Annotated in this window: 16 protein-coding genes; 12 read left to right on the forward strand and 4 right to left on the reverse strand. The window is 66.1% G+C overall.

Annotated elements, in window-relative coordinates; all coding sequences use genetic code 11:
- Nucleotides 1-12: 12 nt before the first annotated feature.
- The 3 genes from V4558_07275 (at nucleotide 13) to V4558_07285 (ending at nucleotide 2907) form a co-directional block, all read left to right on the forward strand.
- On the forward strand, nucleotides 13-1074 hold the full coding sequence (locus tag V4558_07275; GenBank protein MES2305291.1) for a hypothetical protein: 1062 nt from the start codon (nucleotides 13-15) through the stop codon (nucleotides 1072-1074).
- A gap of 2 nt (nucleotides 1075-1076) precedes the next feature.
- Nucleotides 1077-1790, forward strand: coding sequence for a signal peptidase I (gene lepB, locus V4558_07280; protein ID MES2305292.1), 714 nt, complete (start codon nucleotides 1077-1079; stop codon nucleotides 1788-1790).
- Between the two features lie 496 nt (nucleotides 1791-2286).
- The gene (locus tag V4558_07285) at nucleotides 2287-2907 is read left to right on the forward strand and encodes a hypothetical protein (GenBank protein MES2305293.1); all 621 of its coding nucleotides are present in this window, start codon (nucleotides 2287-2289) and stop codon (nucleotides 2905-2907) included.
- On the opposite strand, the gene V4558_07290 is transcribed toward V4558_07285, so the two are convergent.
- Nucleotides 2904-4562: a methyl-accepting chemotaxis protein gene (locus tag V4558_07290; protein ID MES2305294.1), complete on the reverse strand. Its 1659-nt coding sequence runs from the start codon at nucleotides 4560-4562 to the stop codon at nucleotides 2904-2906. The genes V4558_07285 and V4558_07290 overlap by 4 nt on opposite strands.
- A gap of 83 nt (nucleotides 4563-4645) precedes the next feature.
- Between V4558_07290 and V4558_07295 the strand changes: the two genes are divergently transcribed.
- Nucleotides 4646-5260 carry a hypothetical protein gene (locus V4558_07295; GenBank protein ID MES2305295.1) on the forward strand — a complete coding sequence of 205 codons (615 nt, stop codon included), beginning with the start codon at nucleotides 4646-4648 and terminating at the stop codon, nucleotides 5258-5260.
- Nucleotides 5257-5832, forward strand: coding sequence for a hypothetical protein (locus V4558_07300; protein ID MES2305296.1), 576 nt, complete (start codon nucleotides 5257-5259; stop codon nucleotides 5830-5832). Before V4558_07295 ends, V4558_07300 begins: the two co-directional genes overlap by 4 nt.
- A 327-nt stretch (nucleotides 5833-6159) precedes the next feature.
- Here V4558_07300 and V4558_07305 read toward each other — a convergent pair whose 3' ends face one another.
- Nucleotides 6160-7269 carry an HD domain-containing protein gene (locus V4558_07305; protein MES2305297.1) on the reverse strand — a complete coding sequence of 370 codons (1110 nt, stop codon included), beginning with the start codon at nucleotides 7267-7269 and terminating at the stop codon, nucleotides 6160-6162.
- Nucleotides 7270-7311: 42 nt separating this feature from the next.
- Between V4558_07305 and V4558_07310 the strand changes: the two genes are divergently transcribed.
- Nucleotides 7312-7635 carry a helix-turn-helix domain-containing protein gene (locus V4558_07310; protein ID MES2305298.1) on the forward strand — a complete coding sequence of 108 codons (324 nt, stop codon included), beginning with the start codon at nucleotides 7312-7314 and terminating at the stop codon, nucleotides 7633-7635.
- Here V4558_07310 and V4558_07315 read toward each other — a convergent pair.
- Nucleotides 7627-8052, reverse strand: coding sequence for a GspH/FimT family pseudopilin (locus V4558_07315; protein ID MES2305299.1), 426 nt, complete (start codon nucleotides 8050-8052; stop codon nucleotides 7627-7629). The two genes, V4558_07310 and V4558_07315, sit on opposite strands and share 9 nt — an antisense overlap.
- 69 nt (nucleotides 8053-8121) lie before the next feature.
- On the opposite strand from V4558_07315, the gene V4558_07320 reads away from it, so the two are divergent.
- The 3 genes from V4558_07320 to V4558_07330 are packed head-to-tail and all read left to right on the forward strand — an operon-like array spanning nucleotide 8122 to nucleotide 10262.
- The gene (locus V4558_07320) at nucleotides 8122-8679 is read left to right on the forward strand and encodes a hypothetical protein (protein ID MES2305300.1); all 558 of its coding nucleotides are present in this window, start codon (nucleotides 8122-8124) and stop codon (nucleotides 8677-8679) included.
- Nucleotides 8676-9236 carry a LemA family protein gene (locus tag V4558_07325; GenBank protein MES2305301.1) on the forward strand — a complete coding sequence of 187 codons (561 nt, stop codon included), beginning with the start codon at nucleotides 8676-8678 and terminating at the stop codon, nucleotides 9234-9236. Before V4558_07320 ends, V4558_07325 begins: the two co-directional genes overlap by 4 nt.
- Before the next feature lie 15 nt (nucleotides 9237-9251).
- Nucleotides 9252-10262 carry a M48 family metallopeptidase gene (locus V4558_07330; GenBank protein ID MES2305302.1) on the forward strand — a complete coding sequence of 337 codons (1011 nt, stop codon included), beginning with the start codon at nucleotides 9252-9254 and terminating at the stop codon, nucleotides 10260-10262.
- Nucleotides 10263-10420: 158 nt separating this feature from the next.
- Here V4558_07330 and V4558_07335 read toward each other — a convergent pair whose 3' ends face one another.
- Nucleotides 10421-11539 (reverse strand): HD domain-containing phosphohydrolase, encoded by a 1119-nt coding sequence (locus tag V4558_07335; GenBank protein ID MES2305303.1) that lies wholly within the window; start codon nucleotides 11537-11539, stop codon nucleotides 10421-10423.
- A 180-nt stretch (nucleotides 11540-11719) separates the two neighbouring features.
- On the opposite strand from V4558_07335, the gene V4558_07340 reads away from it, so the two are divergent.
- From V4558_07340 to V4558_07350, 3 genes are read left to right on the forward strand one after another with little or no spacing between them, the layout of a single operon-like run.
- Entirely contained in the window at nucleotides 11720-14122 is a 2403-nt protein-coding gene (locus V4558_07340) for a choice-of-anchor B family protein (GenBank protein MES2305304.1), read from the forward strand.
- Entirely contained in the window at nucleotides 14119-15228 is a 1110-nt protein-coding gene (locus V4558_07345; GenBank protein ID MES2305305.1) for a YncE family protein, read from the forward strand. The genes V4558_07340 and V4558_07345 overlap by 4 nt, the downstream gene beginning before the upstream one ends.
- Nucleotides 15225-17066 (forward strand): VCBS repeat-containing protein, encoded by a 1842-nt coding sequence (locus V4558_07350; GenBank protein ID MES2305306.1) that lies wholly within the window; start codon nucleotides 15225-15227, stop codon nucleotides 17064-17066. The genes V4558_07345 and V4558_07350 overlap by 4 nt, the downstream gene beginning before the upstream one ends.
- Nucleotides 17067-17094: the final 28 nt, after the last annotated feature.

Consider the following 17094-nt stretch of genomic DNA (forward strand, 5'->3'; position numbering starts at 1 on the left):
TCACAGCATTCCGTGAGGTTGACCATTCGTACCCTGATGCTCGCGCTCTCCGGAGCGATTCTTGTCGGCAGCTGCGCCCCGCGCTCAACCGCACGCGTGACCTGGGCGCCCGAACCCGGCGAACGCCATCTGGCCAACATTCAGCAGCTCACCTTCGGCGGCAACAACGCCGAGTCGTATTTCTCGGCCGATGGCAAGCGGCTGATCTTCCAGCGCCAGACCGAAGTCGATTCGGGATGTGACCAGGAATACGTGATGCAGATCGACGGCACCAATGTGCGCCGGGTGTCGAACGGGAAGGGCCGCACCACTTGCGGCTACTTCATCGAACGCGATCAGCGGATCATCTACGCCTCCACGGCGGCCCATGACCCCAACTGTCCGCCGCCGGTCGATCGCTCACTGGGCTATGTCTGGCCGCTGGGGCACTTCGAGCTCTACACCGCGCGCACCGATGGCTCGGACACCCGTCAGCTCACCAACAACGGCTTCTACAACGCCGAGGCCACGGCGTCGGCCGACGGCAAGACGATTCTCTTCACGTCGACACGTGATGGCGACATCGAGTTGTACACGATGCGGTCCGACGGCACCAATGTGAAGCGACTCACCCACCGCGTCGGTTACGACGGCGGCGCGTTCTTCTCGCCCGATGGCACGCAGATCGTCTGGCGCGCGCAGTATCCCGAGAGTGCGGCCGACAGCACCGACTATCAGGCCCTGCTCGGCAAGCGCCTGGTGCGCCCCGCCAAGCTCGAGCTCTGGATGGCCAATGCCGATGGCAGCAACCCGCATCAGGTGACCCATCTGGGCGGCGCCAATTTCGCGCCGTTCTTCCACCCTGATGGCAAGCGGATCATCTTCGCGTCCAACTACGAAAACCCGCGCGGGCGAAACTTCGACCTCTTCATCGTGCGTACGGACGGCACGGGTCTCGAAAAGGTCACCACGTCTGGCGAATTCGACGGCTTCCCGATGTTCTCTCCCGACGGGAAGCGGCTCGTCTTCGCCTCCAATCGCCACGGCAAGAGTGCCGGCGAGACCGATCTGTTCATCGCCGACTGGAAGGAGTAGCCATGGCGCCACCGGGGCGCGGCGCATCACTCGGGCGCTGGTTTCTCGAATGGGTCAAGTCGATCACCATCGCCCTGGTGGTCTGGCTCTTCCTGCGCACCTTCCTGGTCGAGGCATTCCGGATTCCCTCGGGCAGCATGCAGAACACACTGCTGATCGGCGACTTTCTCTTCGTCAACAAGTTCCTCTACGGCGCCGAAGTCCCGCTGATCCACAAGCGCCTCCCGGCGGTGCGTGAGCCGGAGCGCGGCGACATCATCGTCTTCGATTCGGTCGAGGAGGATCTGAAAGTCGTCAAGCGACTGGTCGGCATTCCGGGGGATACCCTGCAGATGCGCAGCGGCACGCTCTACCGGAACGGGAAGAAGCTCACCGAGCCGTACACCAGGAATGATGAGCCGGACCGCACCGAGGATCCGCTGATGCGGGCGCGGATGCGCGAATGGCAGGTCAAGCACTACGCCGGGCCGGTGCCCGAGGGCTATGCCCCCGATCTGCACGACTGGGGTCCGGTCGTCGTGCCTGCCGAGTCGCTCTTCGTCATGGGCGACAATCGCGATGGCTCCTACGATGGCCGCTACTGGGGCTTCCTGCCGCGCATCAACGTTCGCGGGCGGCCACTCCTGGTCTACTTCAGCTACGATGCCGAGAGCTGGAAGGCATTCCCGTTCTTCACCGAAGTACGCTGGAAGCGGATCTTCCACGTACCCGAATAGGCCGACGGCACCCCGCGGGAACCGAACCCGGGGTGCATACGAGGTGGTGCTGATTTCGCGCGGACGCCTAGTGCAGGGCGGGGGAGATCTCGCCTCGATCGATGTACGAAACCACCCGACCACACGCACCGCAGATCAGACCGACTCGTCCTGGGGTTGGTGCACCATCACTGGGGCGCGGCGGGGTCCGTTCCACCGATTCGCTGCCACAGGACGGGCACCGGAGAGTCTTCCCTTCGCGGTCGGCGCTGATGAGGCTCAAGGCCTCGTCCGGGCGAAACTCCTTGACGTGGCGCCGGCCCATTGCTGGTCCTCTCCACGCTGCAGGCCGAGGGGATCCCGGCCGTTTCGCGTCCTACTTAGCTAGGCCCTTCCGGGGACCCCGTCAAGGGGCCAAAGCGCCCGATCTCTTGACGGAGGGGTGGCTGCCTGTCTACGTTCGGCCTTTTCCGAGGGCCGTATGACCGAACTGGCCGCGCCCCAGATCTCATCCTTGATGGAAGCCCTCCCGGGCATCGCCGCCGTGCTTCGCAGCCCGGTCGCCAACGCTATTGTCGCGCTTTCGCGCGCTGCCGCTGGGCTGGAGGAGTTCGACGCCTCCCACGCCGAGGAGCTGCTGCGCTTTGGCGTTCGTCGTAACCTGTTGACTCAGGACGAGATAGATACGGTTCTCGAAGAACTTCGGGTGGTGGTCGCCAGCCGACCGAAGAAGATCGAGCCGATCGTCGAGAAGGCGAAGAAGTTGCCGCCGAAGCCCGCCGTGGCCGCCATCGTTCCGGAGCCGGCCAAGCCCGCGGCGCCGATTGCGACGGCTGCCAAGTCGAGCGCCGCACCGGCGAAGCCGGTCGCGCCCCCGGCGAAGACCGCCGAGGTGGCGAAGCCTGCGCCCAAGCCTCCACCCGCACCAGCCAAGGCCGCGAAGCCAGCCGTGAAGGCTGCCGTCCCGGCGACCAAGCCCGCACCTGCCAAGCCGGTGACGAAGGCGGCTCCTGCAAAGCCGGCCGCCACCAAGAGCGTCGCGAAGGCGCCGGCCAAGCCGGTCGCGAAGCCCGCTCCCAAGGCCCCCGCGGCCAAGCCGACGGCCAAGGCAGCAGCGCCGGCCAAGAAGAAGCGCTAGACCCGGAAGCCCTTCACCAATCGGGTTAATCGATCGGCGGTCGCCACGAGCGTGGTTGCCGCCGTTGCGATTTCCCGGGTGGCCGACGACTGCTCGAGCGCCGAATCGGTGACGGCCTGGGCAGCATGCGCATTGACCTGCGCCGACCGCGCCACGTCGGCGCCAGTGGCGGCCAGCCGGTCGGCGAGTTCGCGGTGGGCGGCCGCTTCGCGCGCCACCGTCCCGGCGGCGCTCGACACCTCCTCCACCGAGCCGACAATCTCCGCGAGGGCGCGCGTCACCCCTGCGGCGACCCCCTCGACACCGGCGACACGCTCCTTGCCCGCGCCGACCGTGGCGGCGACCAGCCGCACCTGTTCATCCAGGGTGGCTACCGTCTTGGCGATCCGCCTGGCACCCTCGGCGCTGGTCTCCGCGAGCTGGCGAATTTCGCCGGCAACCACGGCGAAGCCGGCGCCCGCCTCACCGGCGCGGGCCGCCTCGATCGCGGCGTTGAGGGCCAGCAGCTCGGTCTGCGCCGCCAGCTGCCCAGTGAGGGCGACGAACTCGGAAACGGCAGCCGCTGCATCGGTCAGGCGATCGACCGACGACGTCGTCCGCTCGACGACCTCGTGCAGCTCGAGCAGGGTGGCCGAGGCGGCCCCCAGATGCCCCTGGTGGGTCGCGGCCGTTCGCCGAATCCCGTCGGCTACCGCCACCACGCGCTGGCCGGCCCCGGCGCTTCGGGCTGCTGCCGCGCGAAGGTCGCCGAGGGCGACGTCGCTCTCGCGCATTCCGGTGGCTTGCCGTTCGGCGCTTGCGGATACCTCGCCGATCGCCCGGGAAACATGGGTCGCGCTTTCGGTCAACTGTTCTGAACGGGAATAGAGCTGCGAGGCGTTTTCGGTCAGGGTCGCCGAGACATCGGCGACCGAACCCACCACACTGCGCAGACCCTCGCTCATCCGTCGGACCGCACCGCCGAGCACCCCGAGCTCCTTCGGCATCGGCCCGAGGTCGAGCGGTCGGAGATCTCCGGAACCGACCCGCTCGGTGGCCTCGATCAGCCGCCGCAACGGCAGCACCACCGCCCGCACCGTACTCACCGCCGAGCCGGCGCCGATTCCGAGCGCGACCACGAAGAGGATCCAGACCACCAGACGGCGGTCCTCGCTGGTCTGGGCCAGCTTCTCGGCCCGGGCGGACGCGGCTGCCTCCTGAACGGCGGAGAGCGCCCGGACTTCGTCGAGCAATGAGTCGGCGATCGGGGCGCGGGGGAGGGTCGTCGCCGCCGCGCCGCCGGGCGAGCGGCGGGCCAGCTCGGTGGCGAGGGCCCCTACCCGGGTGACTGACTTGAGCTCCGCTGGGCTGAGCTCGCTCTGGGTGTAAGCCAGGGTCACCGACCGGATCGCCACAAATGCCGAGTCCAGCTCGAGCTGCCGGGCGGAATCCGGACGTGCCGACAGTGCATCGCCATCCCGGATCGCCGTCACCACCTCGCGCGTGATGGTCTGGGCGAGCACGGTGCGTTCGCGGACGGTGATGAGTTCCTCGCGAACCGCTGTGTCAAGCGAATTGACAGCCGAGACGCCAAGGAGCGTCATCGCGAAGACGAGAAGGAGCAGGAGTGCTGTCCCTGCGGTGACTCTGCTGCGGAGGGACCGAAGGTCAGCCATGGCTGAATGTTGCCGTCAAGCGGAGGGCCTTGGCAAGCGGGCGCCCCTTTCCGGGGCTCGGGTCCTGGTCTATCATCCCGCTTATGTCCTCGCCAACGTCGCTGGTGGTTCGCACTTTTACCGATCGGGCAGAGGCCCTCGCGCACTGTATCCTGCGCGCGGGAGAGTCTCCCAGGGTGGTCGCCTTCGACGATGCGATTGGCTGTCCGGTGGAACAGGCACTGGGCGCGCTCGAATGGACCCGGGTCGTCGGGGTGCTTCCGGATGACGACCTCCTGCACGCGGGTCGGCTCACCGAGGAGACTGCTGCCGCCGTGGTCGAGCGACGGACGCCGGACGGTCGCCGCTACGTCTTTCTCGGGCCGCGACTCGACGCGCTGACGCTGGATGCCTACGACGGCGAAGTGCTGTTGAACGAGCCAGGCGTGATGGCGATCGGATTTTCGGAACGCGCGAACGCGCTGGCGCACTTTCTTCGTGCGACCGGTGGCGCCGGTGCGTTGCTGGCCCAGCTCGGTCGGCGCGCGCCCGAACTGCGCCACATGCGCCGCTGGCTGGCGCCGATTGTTCAGGAACTGGATGGCCCGCGCCGCCTTGTGGCGGGCTGGTTTGCGGCTTCCGCCGGCGGTGCGCTGTTCATTGGTGATGATGCCGGTGAAGCGAGCTGGCGCTACATCGAAGTGGGGATTGATTCGTGAATCGTCGCATTGCACTCATGGCATTCCTGGCGTGCGGGACTGCGCCTGTGCTCGCCTCGCCGCTGGTTGCCCAGGCGGTCATCTTCGGAGAAGAGCCCACGCTCGATCCGATGCGCATCGCGCTCAAGGCGGACGTGATTGTCTTGCGGGACAGCCTCGCCTCGGTCGAGGCTACCTCTGCACGACTGATCCGTGCCAAGGGCGGGGCGTCACCGTCGGTCGTACTCTCGTCGGCGCGCGTGCTGCAGTCCGACTGCGTTCGCGCCGCTCGTGCCGCTGGCACCCTGCAGAGCAAGATGGGCACGGTTGGTACCAACGATGCGCGGGGCAAGGCTGTCATCAACGATTACAATGCCGGCCTCGCCGACCTGAAGCGGTCGATGGCATCATGCGACAAGGCGCTCGAAGTTGGCCTGGCCGGCAGCAAGCCCGGCGATCAGGATCCGCTCTTCCGAGTGGCGCTGGCGTCGAAGGAGGCAATCCGGAAATACGACTGGAAATTGCAGGTTCTGCTCAAGACCTTGCAGATTCCCCTGGACCCGAAAGGGTTCAAGTCGGCCATCAACATGTAATCAGCGTGCTTGCCGGGGCGTGGAATTGTGGATCAACATCTCCACATTCCGTGGACAAACCCGGCAAGTGACGTTGCAGTCCCCACTTCGACCCCACAAATCTTCCACGTCGAAGTGGGCTAACCCGAATAGAATCAGGCACTTGCGAGATTCTGGCACGCCCCTAGCTTATGTCTCAGGCTGTCGGGGCGTTTCGCGCGTCACGACCCCTCCGATCTGGTGCCTCGGAGAGCCCTGTGGGCGAGTGGTCCGCGAGCCGCTCTGACCCGCAGCACCCATCCCGCCGTTGCGCCCCCGAGCGCTGGCGGCGGAATGTGAAGCGGTCGATCAGCTCGCCTGATCGGCCGCTTCGTCTTTTCCGTTGGGTGTGTCGCGCCCGAAGTCCGCCGCCAGACGCACCAGCCACCGACCATCGAGCTGCCAGACCTTTCGTGCCGAGACGCGTGCGTCGCCGGGGAAATATTCGGCCGACGCGTAGGCATCGGAGATCGATGCCGTCTTCGCGCTGGCATTGTCGGCGGTGTGGAGAATTTCCGCTTCGAGCGTGAGCGGGCGCACCGGTGCACCGTATTCGAGCTGCCCGTGATGTGACAAGATCAGATGCTCGAGCAGCATCTGTTCTTCCGGCGTGCACGGCGGTGCCGCAGCCGCGTGAATGGCATCGCGCAGCATCAGCACGCCTTCGACCACGTGCCCGATCATCCGGCCGCGCTCGGTGGTTTCGAAGACGCCGCTGCTCCAGGAATACGCCTCGAGTTTGCCGATGTCGTGCAGCATCGCACCGGCAATGACCAGCTCCTCGTCGGCGTGCGCGATCCGTGCGATCTGGCGGCCGATCGAGATCACTTCACAGGTGTGTTGCAGCAGGCCACCGAGGGCGGCATGGTGCCCGGTCCCGGGCGCTCCGGGGCAGAGCTCATAGCGTTCGCGGAAATGCTGGTCGGCATAGAAGAGATCGATCACCGCGCGGAGGCGCGGAGCCGTGAACTTCTGCCGCAGGTCGTCGACGAATTGCCAGTACTTCTCGACCGAGCCGACACTTGGCACCAGGTCGCTGAGCGGCACGCTCCCGTGGGGCAGCGGCCGCAACGAAGTGACCTCGAGTTGCAACGATTCGCGATAGCGGGTGACCTGTCCGAGCACCTGCACCTGCATCCCCTTGCCGATGCCGCGAATGACATCATCGCGACCCGCCCAGAACGGCGAGGTCTCGATGCGTCCGGTCCGGTTGCCGAGCACCAGCGTGGTGCGCGGGTGATCGCCCGTCTTCGCGATCACGTCGAGCACGAGGAGCGGGTGCTGGAGTTCATCGCCTGCGGCGAGCGTCTTGAGATCGAGCGGTGGCGGCATGGTACGCGTCGGGTTGAAGTCGGGGGGAAGTGTAACGCCCGCCCCGGCCGTTTCGCGTTGGCGGCGACGCCGACGTGGCAGTTTCATCGGAAATTGGCCCGATGGCGTCCGGGGAAGTAGCTTCGCGTGGTGCGCCCCCTCCACGTGCGGCTCCTGGTGGCCGACCCCGATCGCGACGATGTCGCGTTGCTCCGCGCTGCATTGCAGGCCGCGGGACATGTGGTGTTGTCGGATGATCCGCAGCACCTCCCTGCCGGGGTCTCCCCGGCACCCGATTTCGTGATCACGGAAGGGGCCGCGCAACCGGCGCCGGAGTCGCTCGAGAGCGCCGAAGCACGACATCTCGCGGCCACCCTCCGGTTCACCGGGGGCAACAAGCGCCAGGCCGCACTTCTCCTCGGCATTGCCCGCTCCACCCTGCTGGCGAAGGTCCGCAAGTACGGCCTATCCTGAAATCCGGCCGAGCCGGGAAATCACCACTTTCCGGGACACCCGGCCGCTGGTGAGCACCAGCGTGCGATTCGATGCGCCCACGGCGAGCCCAGCGGGACCGAAGAGGAGCGGTGCTCCGCTGCCGGTGAGCTGCACGGAATTGCCGGCCGGCCCCGGGGCCCGCCAAAGTTCCACTTGCGAATCGGCCGGTGTGGCGACGATGAAATATCCGGAATCGGCAAGGGTGAGCCGCGTGTCGCTGCCGATCCGGATCGCTGCGCCGCGCGCCTGGTCGAGTGCCGCCAGGAGCCGAAGGGCTTCTTCGCGCACCCGGATGCCGTCGCGCACCGCCGCGATGCGCGGCACGCCGATGCACGCTAGCAGCCCGATAAGTACGAGCGCCACGAGAAGCTCTGGCAGGGTCACGCCGCGATTCATGACTGCAACGTGGGGCGGTGGGCCCGCGAGTGCTGGCGCATGCGAGCGCGAGGCGCAACCTTTCAGCGCGTGAAGAACTCCGTCGCCGTCAATGCCCTGCGTCGCTATCACGAATCCGCGCCGTGGCGTCTCGCCGAGCTCATCGAACTCGCCGACGGCCTGATGGTCGACGCGGGATTGCCGCGCGAGAAGCCCACCACCGAGCGCACCGTGCGCTTCTACGTCGCACGCGGCGTGATCCACCCGCCGTATGGTCGTGGTGCGGGGTCATCGTGGGGATACCGCCATCTCATCGACCTGGTCGCGGTGCGACTCTCGCAGCAAGCGGGCGAGACCCTCGAGACGATCGCCGAATTTCGCACCAGGGCCGGTGAGACGGGACTTGAACAGATGGTCGCCGAGCGACTCGGGGCCGCGTTCTTCCGGCCCCGGCTGGTGCGTGATGCGAACCCCGTTCCTGAACCGCTGCCGCCCCTCTCCGCCGAATGGCAGCGGATTTCTCTGGGCGAAGGCGCCGAACTCCATCTCGCAGCGGGGCACCCCCTGCTGGCGGATGATCCCCGTCTGCGCGCCCTCGTCACCCAGCTTCGCGGGCTCATTCACCCCTCTCTCCCGGAGTCACCATGAGCGGCATCCTTCTTCTGGTCGTTGTTGGCGTCATCGTGCTCTGGATGATCGGGGCCTACAACCGGCTGATTGCGCTCAAGGGACAGGTGGCCAATGCCTGGAAGCAGATCGACGTGCAGCTCAAGCGGCGGCACGACCTGATTCCGAACCTCGTCGAAACCGTCAAGGGGGCGCTGCAGTTCGAGCGGGAAACGCTTGAGGCGGTGGTGTCCGCGCGTACGCGTGCCGTCGCGGCGACCGGCGTCGCTGCGACCGCAAAGGCGGAGGGGGAGCTGACCCAGGCGCTCGGGCGGCTCTTCGCCGTCGCCGAGGCGTATCCCGACCTCAAGTCACTGGGCAACGTGTCACAGCTGCAGGAAGAGCTGACCTCGACCGAAAACAAGATTGCCTTTGCGCGACAGCACTACAACGACAGCGCCACGCAGTACAACGTCGCGCAGCAGCAATTCCCGACGAACCTGGTCGCCGGGATGGCCAAGGCATCGCCGGCGGAACTGTGGGAGATTTCCGAGCCGGGGGAACGCGACAATCCCAAGGTCGACATTTCGCTGCGCTAGTCGGCCGACGTGACCATGCCCGCGCGCGATTTCGTCGCGCAGCAGGAGTCCAATCGCCGGAAGTCGTCGTGGCTGCTGATCGGCTTCGTCTTCTTTTTCGCCTGGGTCGGATTCGGCGGCGACCTCGCACTCTACCTCGCGACCGGCAACTCGCCGAGTGGGTCGTATCGCCACGTTGTCCCGGTCGTGGGGATCGTGGTCACGCTCCTGGCCTCGGGCTTTGCGTGGATGTCGTGGCTGCGCGGCGACAAGCAGGTTCTCTGGTCGACCCACGCGATGGAGCTGATCAATCCTGCGACCGACGGACAGCGGCAACTGGTGAACGTCGTCGACGAGATGTCGATCGCGTCGGGGCAGCCACGACCGAAGCTTTTTCTGGTGCCGGATGACGATCCCAATGCCTTTGCCACGGGTCGCGATCCTGCGCACGCGTCACTCGCGGTCACCGACGGGCTGCTGACCTTGCTCGATCGCGACGAGTTGCAGGCGGTGGTGGCACACGAGATGGGGCACATCGCACGCTACGACACGCAGCTGATGACGCTGGTGGCCGCGATGGTCGGTTCGATTGCGCTGCTCTCCGATGGCTTTGGCCGGATTCTCTGGCACAGTGGCAGCGCAAGTCGTGGTGTTGCGGGCGCCGTGGGTCGCCGCGGTTCGAAGAACCTTCCCGTGGCGATCATCATCCTGGTGCTCTGGCTCATCACGCTCGTGCTGGCACCGATCGTCTCCCGCATCATGGCGATGGCGATCTCGCGCAAGCGGGAATTTCTCGCCGACGCCACGGCGGCACAGTTCACCCGCAACCCAGGTGCGCTGGCTCGCGCCCTCACCAAACTCGATGGTGCGCGCGCGCCGACGCGCGCCGTGGGCCGTGGTGCCGCGCATCTCTGCATCGTGGACCCGAGTGATGGCCACTTCTCTCGCCTCAGCGGGATGATCGGCAATTTGCTGGCGTCGCACCCGCCGATCGCGGAGAGAATTGCGAGGCTGAAGGGGATGGCGTTTCAACAGGATGACAGATGACAGATGACAGATGACAGATGACAGATGACAGGTGACAGATGACAGATGACAGATGATGGATGATGGGTACACAGCGAAGGCCGACAACTCAATGAAGTGCCGGCCCTTCGCCTATCTGTCATCTGTCATCCATCATCTGTCATCCATCATCCTGCTGTTCAGTCTGTCAGCGTCCTGTCATCCAGGAAAATCAGCGTACTCCGCCGCGCCACCACCGCCTCGAGGGCGCGATGCACATCGGCGTCGATCACGGTGCCGACGAGGTCGCGCATCCGGGCGACGGCTTCGTCGGGCGTCATCTTTTCCTGATAGGGCCGCGCGGTCGTAAGCGCGTCGTAGATCTCGGCCGCGCCGAGGATGCGGGCGCCGATCGGAATCGCATTGGTCGCGAGGCCGTCGGGGTAGCCGGTGCCGTCGGCGCGTTCGTGGTGCGAGCGCACGAAGGCAATCACTTCGCGCAGATGGGTCAGCGGCGAGAGGATCTGCGCACCGATGGCGACGTGACTCTTGACGTGTTCGAACTCGTCGTTGGTGAGCGGCCCCTTCTTGTTGATCACCTCATCGCGGATGCCGATCTTGCCGATGTCGTGCAGCCGCCCCGCGGTGCGCACCATCTCGATCTGTTCATCGCCGAGTCCCATCTCGGCGGCGACCATTGCCGAGAGATCGGCGACCCGCGCCGAGTGGCCGCGGAGGTAGGCGTCCTTGGCCTCGAGGGCGTTCACCAGCGCCTCGAGGGTCGCCACCGAAATCCGCTCGAGATTGCCGCGCTCGCGCCGGAGGTCGGCGCCGCGCTGGACAATCTCCTGCCGGAGCCAGGCCTGGGTCTGCGCCTGCTCGATCGCTTCCCGGCGCCGGGCCAGTGCGCGGACGATCGCCCGCTGCAGGTCGGCGAGATCGACCGGCTTGACGAGGTAGTCCATCGCCCCGCGCTGCATGCAGAGCGCGGCGGAATGGGCATCGTTCACGGCGGTCAGCATCAGGATGGCGGCGAAGGGTTCGTGCTCCAGCAAGGTCGGCACGAGGTCGAGCCCCGAGGAATCGGGCAGCCGGATATCGAGCAGGATGCAGGCAATCTTGCGGCGACGGATCTCGGCCACGGCCTGGGCACCATCGGCTGCGGTGACCACCTCGTGACCGATCCCGGTGAGAAAGCGGGAGAGGGAATCCCTGACCGATGCCTCGTCGTCCACAATGAGAGTCGTGGTCACGCCCCCTTCGTCGGACTCGAGCGGTCCTCTGGCAGAGAGCGGATCGACGATCGACGAGGCGGACATAGGGGGCTCCGGTGGCAATGGGACAGGACGGAAGAATAATGCGCCCGGGAGACGGGGTCGAATCGAGGGGGCCCGGGACGAAACCGGGTGGGGGGCGTTTCGTACAGAACCACGACCCCCTCCATACCGGGTGACTGCGCTATAATCTGGCTCTCTCTTTCAACCCGTACGAGGACCTCCATGAAGCGAGCTATCTCCTTCGCGGCGCTGCTGTGCGCCGTGTCGGCGTCCGTGTCACCCGCCCACGCGTCCGATCGAAGCGACCGCGCCGGTCTGTCGGGATTCGGTGCTGCGGTGGCGATTTCCGGCGATGCGGCCTTCGTTGGTGAGAGCCGCGGGGGCCAGGGCCTGGTGCATCTCTACCGGCGCCTGCCCACCGGCATCTGGAAGGCGACCGGCAAGCTGAACGCGCCGAACGGCGCTGCAGGCGACGGATTTGGTATCTCCCTCGCGACGGCCGGGACGACTTTGCTCGTGGGCCAGGTCGGCACCTTCAACGCCGCTGATAGCGGCCGCGGGACGGTGCAGGTGTTCCGTCGCGGCAGCGATGGCAACTGGACCTCGGCCGGGACGATCGGCGATGTCGGTCAGAAGGCGCGGGCCAATTTCGGCCAGGCGCTGGCGCTGAGCGGTGACCTGGCCTTTGTCGGCGCCCCGGGCGAGACCGCCGGCGGCACGGTCTATCTCTTCCGGATGGGTGCCGACGGCAAGTGGACTGCGGCCGGTTCGCTTTCCCCCGAGGGCGGCGCGGCCGCCGGCGACAAGTTCGGCACCGCCATCTCGGTCGATGGTGACCGGGTCGCCGTGGGCGCCTCTGGCCGGGAGTCGAAGGGGAAGGTCTACACCTTCGTGAAGGGCAGCGATGGCACCTGGAAGCAGGAGGCGGCGCTCGTCGGCCGTCGGACCCTCGATAACTCGCAGCTCGGCGCCTCGCTGAACCTCAAGGGTGATCGCCTCCTCGTGGGCACCCCGGCCGCCAATGCCTTCTCCGGTGGCGCGGTGCTCTTCGAGCGGACCAAGGACTCGCCATGGAGCGAGAAGGGCTCCTTCTCGGCCTTCGAAGGCGGTGCCACCCGCTTCGGCTTCGCGCTCGCGATCGTCGACAAGGAACTCTGGATCGGCGCCCCCGCAAGCGATGCCAACAGCGGCCGGATTCTCCGCATCGCCCAGGACAAGAGCGGCAGCTGGGTCGGGATGAACAAGCTGGTGGTCGACTCGATCCCGGGCGGCGGCACCTTCGGCAACAGCTTCGCCATCTCCGGCAACAACGCGATCGTCGGGATGGCGGGCGACGGCGGTGGACTCGGCACGGTGATGTTCCTCGCCAAGGGACCCACCGGCAACTGGACAATGAAGAACACGTCGTTCCCGCCGACGGTCGACAAGTGGCAGAGCATTGCCGGCACCGAAGTGAAGTGCGAGAACGGGATGGCGAAGGACTGGGAGTGCGGCAACACCGGCATTCTCTCCTACCTGCCGACCTCGGCGATCGGCGGCAAGCGCGGCACGATTCTCAGCGGCAACTGGGGCTGGACCGACCCCGAAACCGGCAAGGACTACGCCATCATCGGACGCAACGACGGGACGTCGTACGTGGATGTCTCCGATCCGAGCCATCCGCGTTACCTCGGCGACCTGCCGAAGCCGGCCACGGCGAACGTGGCGATCTGGAAGGAGATCAAGACGCTGGGTAACTACGCGCTGATCGTTTCCGACGGCGCGGGGCATCATGGCATCCAGATCTTCGACCTGCGTCACCTGCGCACGGTCAAGACGCCGCAGACCTTCGTGCCAGATGCATGGTACGACGCGCTCTATTCGATTCACGACATCATGACCAATGACGGCAGCGGCTTCGCGTACGCGGTCGGCAGCAATGGTGGTGGCGAGACGTGTGGCGGTGGCTATCACATGATCGACATGCGTGACCCGCTCCACCCGGTGTTCGCTGGCTGCTTTGCCGACACCAAGACCGGGCGCAATCTCACCGGCTACACCCACGACGGCCTCTGCCGGATGTACCACGGCCCCGACTCGCGTTACTCGGGCAAGGAGATCTGCATCGGCTCGAACGAGACCGCGCTGTCGATTTCCGACGTGACCGACAAGAAGAACCCGGTTATCCTGTCGCGCGCGACCTACCCGGACGTGGGCTACACCCACCAGGGGTGGTGGACCGAAGACATGCGCTACTTCTACGTCGACGACGAACTCGACGAGACCGGCGGCAAGGGCGATGCGGCGAAGGCCACGCGCACCCTGATCTTCGACATGGCGAAGCTCGATGACCCGGTGTTCGTCGGACCGTTCCTCGGCACCACGAAGGCGTCGGACCACAACCTGTACGTGAAGGGCAACCGGATGTACCAGTCCAACTACGTCGCCGGGCTCCGGATCATCGACATTACCGATCCGGTCAAGCCGCGTGAAGTCGGCTTCTTCGACGTGGCACCGGGCGAGAACGCCCCGGGCTTCTCGGGCGCGTGGAACAACTACCCGTTCTTCAAGAATGGTTCGATCCTCGTCAACAACATGCAGACTGGCATCTTCCTCATCAAAGACCGGACACAGGCCATTCCATGATCACCTTCCTGACGCGTTCCGCTGCCGCACTCGCGGCAGTGGTCGGTCTCGGCGCGGGGGCCCCTTCGGGGGCCCCCGTTCCGCCTGCAGGACCGAAGCTCTATATCGTCAACCAATCCGCCGCGTCCATCACCGTCGTCGACCAGATGAAGCTCACGGTCGACACCGTGCTCGATCTCAAGACGATGGGGTTCACCGGTAACGCCAAGCCGCACCACGTGGTGGTGGAAAAGGATGGCTCGTACTGGTATGTCTCGATGATCGGTGACGGCCGGGTGGTGAAGTTCGATCGCAACAACAAGGTGGTCGGCCAGGTGAGGATGGAGACACCGGGCCTGCTCGCGATCGACCCGATGCACGACTCGCTCTACGTCGGTCGATCGATGACCGCCGTGAATCCGCCGAAGTCGCTGGCGGTGATCAAGCGCTCCGATTTCACGATGGTCGAGGAGCAGGAGATCCAGGTGGCGCGGCCGCACGCATTGCTGGCGACTCGCGATGGCAAGTGGGTGCACACGGCGTCGCTCGCCGAGAACCGGATCGCCTCGGTCGAGACGGCCACCGGTCATGTGACGCTGACCACGCTCTCCGGCACGACGCGATCGCTGGTGCAGTTTGCCCAGAGCCCCGATGGCAAGACGATGGTCGTGGGCGGCGAGATCTCCAATTCGCTGCTGATTTTCGACCTGACCAAGGCACCGCCGTTCGTGCCGGTGGCCGAGATTCCGCTGGCCGGCAAGCCGTGGGATCCGATGTTCAGCGCCGATGGCAAGACCGTGTTCGTCACCCTGTTCGGCGGCAATGGCGTCGCCGTGGTCGATGTGAAGCACCGGAAGGTGCTCCGCACCATCACCGGCGACCTGGCCCAGCCCTATGACCTGATTCTCCGCAAGGACGGCAAGATGCTCTTTGTCGTCAACCAGAATACCGGCGCCTTGAAGCCGGGCGAGAGCGCGCACGATCACATGCCGGGCATGGCCGGGATGGCGAACATGAATCCCAGTGACGGCTGGCTCTCGATCATCGACGTGAAGAAGGGCAAGGTCGTCAAGACGCTGATGCTCGGCACCGGGCCCACCGGGATGGGTGCAGCGGGGGCGCGATGATGGCTGTGCGTCACGGGGTCGCGACGCTCCTCGCTTCGATCGCGACCCTTGCAGCGCCGCTGGCCGCGCAGACGCCGCGCGCCTGGCAGTTTGTGCAGCGTGTCGATGGGATGCCGGTGGCCGACAGCGCGGGCATTCCGATGCCACAGCCGTTTCTCGGCGGCTTCGATGTGCCGCGCCCCCAGCTCGTCGACATCGACGGCGACGGTGACCTGGACCTCTTCATCCAGGAGCGCGGCAGTCAGCTGATGTTCTTCGAGAACGTCGGTGGCAAGTATGTCTGGCGCAGCGCACGCTATCAGGACCTCGCGGTCGGTGAATGGTTCCGCTTCGTGGATCTCGATCATGACGGCGACCTTGACCTGATGGGCGAGCTCAAGAATTCGTTCATCCGCATCTGGCGCAACGACGGCAGCCGCACGGCGCCGCGCTTCGCCGCGATGCCCGACTCGCTTCGCGACGTCGATGGCAAGGCGATCTTCGCCGATCCGCAGAACATCCTCAACACCGTGGACATCGACTGCAATGGCAAGCTCGACCTGTTCATCGGCCGGGTGAGCGGCACGGTCGACCGCTACGAGGAAGACGGAAAGAATCCTGACGGAATGCCGCGCTTCCGCTTTCTCGCCGAACGCTGGGAAGGGATCGAGATCATCGGGGGAGTCGCCGGCGCCGACGGCGTCACCACGCGACCGACGATGCACGGCGCCAACACCATGGCGTTTGCCGATGTCGATGGCGATGGCGACCCGGACCTCTACTGGGGCGACTTCTTCGAGCCGGGGTTGCTGCAGATCGAGAATGTCGGAACCTGCGGCTCGCCCAACCTGCACGCGAGCACACCGGTGCAGTTTCCGGTGGGGAACGCGCTGCTCACCAGTGGCTACAACGCACCGACCTTCGGCGATATCGACAACGACGGTGATCTCGATCTTGTGATGGGTGTCATCGGGGGCGCCTACCGGCCGAGCACGACGGCAGTCAATAACCTCTACCTGCTCGAGCAGACCGCGAAGGGGCAATTCAGCGTGCGGACCTCGCGGCTGATCTCGATGATCGACGTGGGCAGCGAGTCGTCGCCGACCCTCGGCGACGTCGACGGCGACGGCGATCTCGACCTGCTCATCGCCAACAAGATCGCCCCCGACAACAACGAGATCGGTACCGTCACCTGGTTCGAAAACGTCGGCACCACCAAGGCGCCGGCCTTCCGTGATCGCGGCGTGCTGCCGCTGGCGACCGAGTTCCATTCGGCGCCGGCCCTCGCCGATCTCGACGGCGACGGGCTCCCCGACCTGGTGCTCGGCACCTGGCGCGACAAGGTGAAGTGGTATCGCAATAGCGGCACGCGTCAGGCGCCGAGGTGGACCCTCGCCGACTCCGCCCTGATCACCCTGACCCGCGGCAGCAACGCCGCACCGACGCTGGGTGATATCGACGGGGACGGGCTGCTCGACCTGGTGGTGGGTGAGGCGTCGGGGGAGATCAATCTCTACCGTAACGTCGGGAGCAAGACGACACCGAAGTTCGAGCTCGTGAGTGATCGTTTCCTGTCGCTCGACGTCGGCCGGCGGAGCACACCGGTGCTCGCCGATCTCGATGGCGATGGCAAGCTCGACCTGCTCATCGGCAGCGAGGAGGGCGGGGTGCAACTCTGGCGGAACACGGGGGCGAAGGGCGAGTTCAGCTTCACCCGTGACACTTCCTTCGTGCTCCCCACGTTCGATCTGTCGGCGCCTGCGGTCGGCGATCTCGACGGCGATGGCGATCTCGATTTCTTTGTTGGTGTTGGCAGCGGTGGGCTGCTCTGGTTCGAGAACCGGACGCCGCACCCGTAGGTCCGGTCGTTCCTTCAACTGCAGGAGC

It is taken from the genome of Gemmatimonadota bacterium (genome assembly GCA_040388535.1).
In the GTDB taxonomy this organism is placed as follows: domain Bacteria; phylum Gemmatimonadota; class Gemmatimonadetes; order Gemmatimonadales; family GWC2-71-9; genus Palsa-1233.

Coding starts and splice junctions, on each gene's coding strand:
- lepB (MES2305292.1), top strand. CDS start 1,077: ATGGCGCCACCGGGGCGCGGCGCATCACTCGGGCGCTGGTTTCTCGAA.
- V4558_07285 (MES2305293.1), top strand. CDS start 2,287: ATGGAAGCCCTCCCGGGCATCGCCGCCGTGCTTCGCAGCCCGGTCGCC.
- V4558_07290 (MES2305294.1), bottom strand. CDS start 4,562: ATGGCTGACCTTCGGTCCCTCCGCAGCAGAGTCACCGCAGGGACAGCA.
- V4558_07295 (MES2305295.1), top strand. CDS start 4,646: ATGTCCTCGCCAACGTCGCTGGTGGTTCGCACTTTTACCGATCGGGCA.
- V4558_07305 (MES2305297.1), bottom strand. CDS start 7,269: ATGAAACTGCCACGTCGGCGTCGCCGCCAACGCGAAACGGCCGGGGCG.
- V4558_07315 (MES2305299.1), bottom strand. CDS start 8,052: ATGAATCGCGGCGTGACCCTGCCAGAGCTTCTCGTGGCGCTCGTACTT.
- V4558_07325 (MES2305301.1), top strand. CDS start 8,676: ATGAGCGGCATCCTTCTTCTGGTCGTTGTTGGCGTCATCGTGCTCTGG.
- V4558_07330 (MES2305302.1), top strand. CDS start 9,252: ATGCCCGCGCGCGATTTCGTCGCGCAGCAGGAGTCCAATCGCCGGAAG.
- V4558_07335 (MES2305303.1), bottom strand. CDS start 11,539: ATGTCCGCCTCGTCGATCGTCGATCCGCTCTCTGCCAGAGGACCGCTC.
- V4558_07340 (MES2305304.1), top strand. CDS start 11,720: ATGAAGCGAGCTATCTCCTTCGCGGCGCTGCTGTGCGCCGTGTCGGCG.
- V4558_07345 (MES2305305.1), top strand. CDS start 14,119: ATGATCACCTTCCTGACGCGTTCCGCTGCCGCACTCGCGGCAGTGGTC.
- V4558_07350 (MES2305306.1), top strand. CDS start 15,225: ATGATGGCTGTGCGTCACGGGGTCGCGACGCTCCTCGCTTCGATCGCG.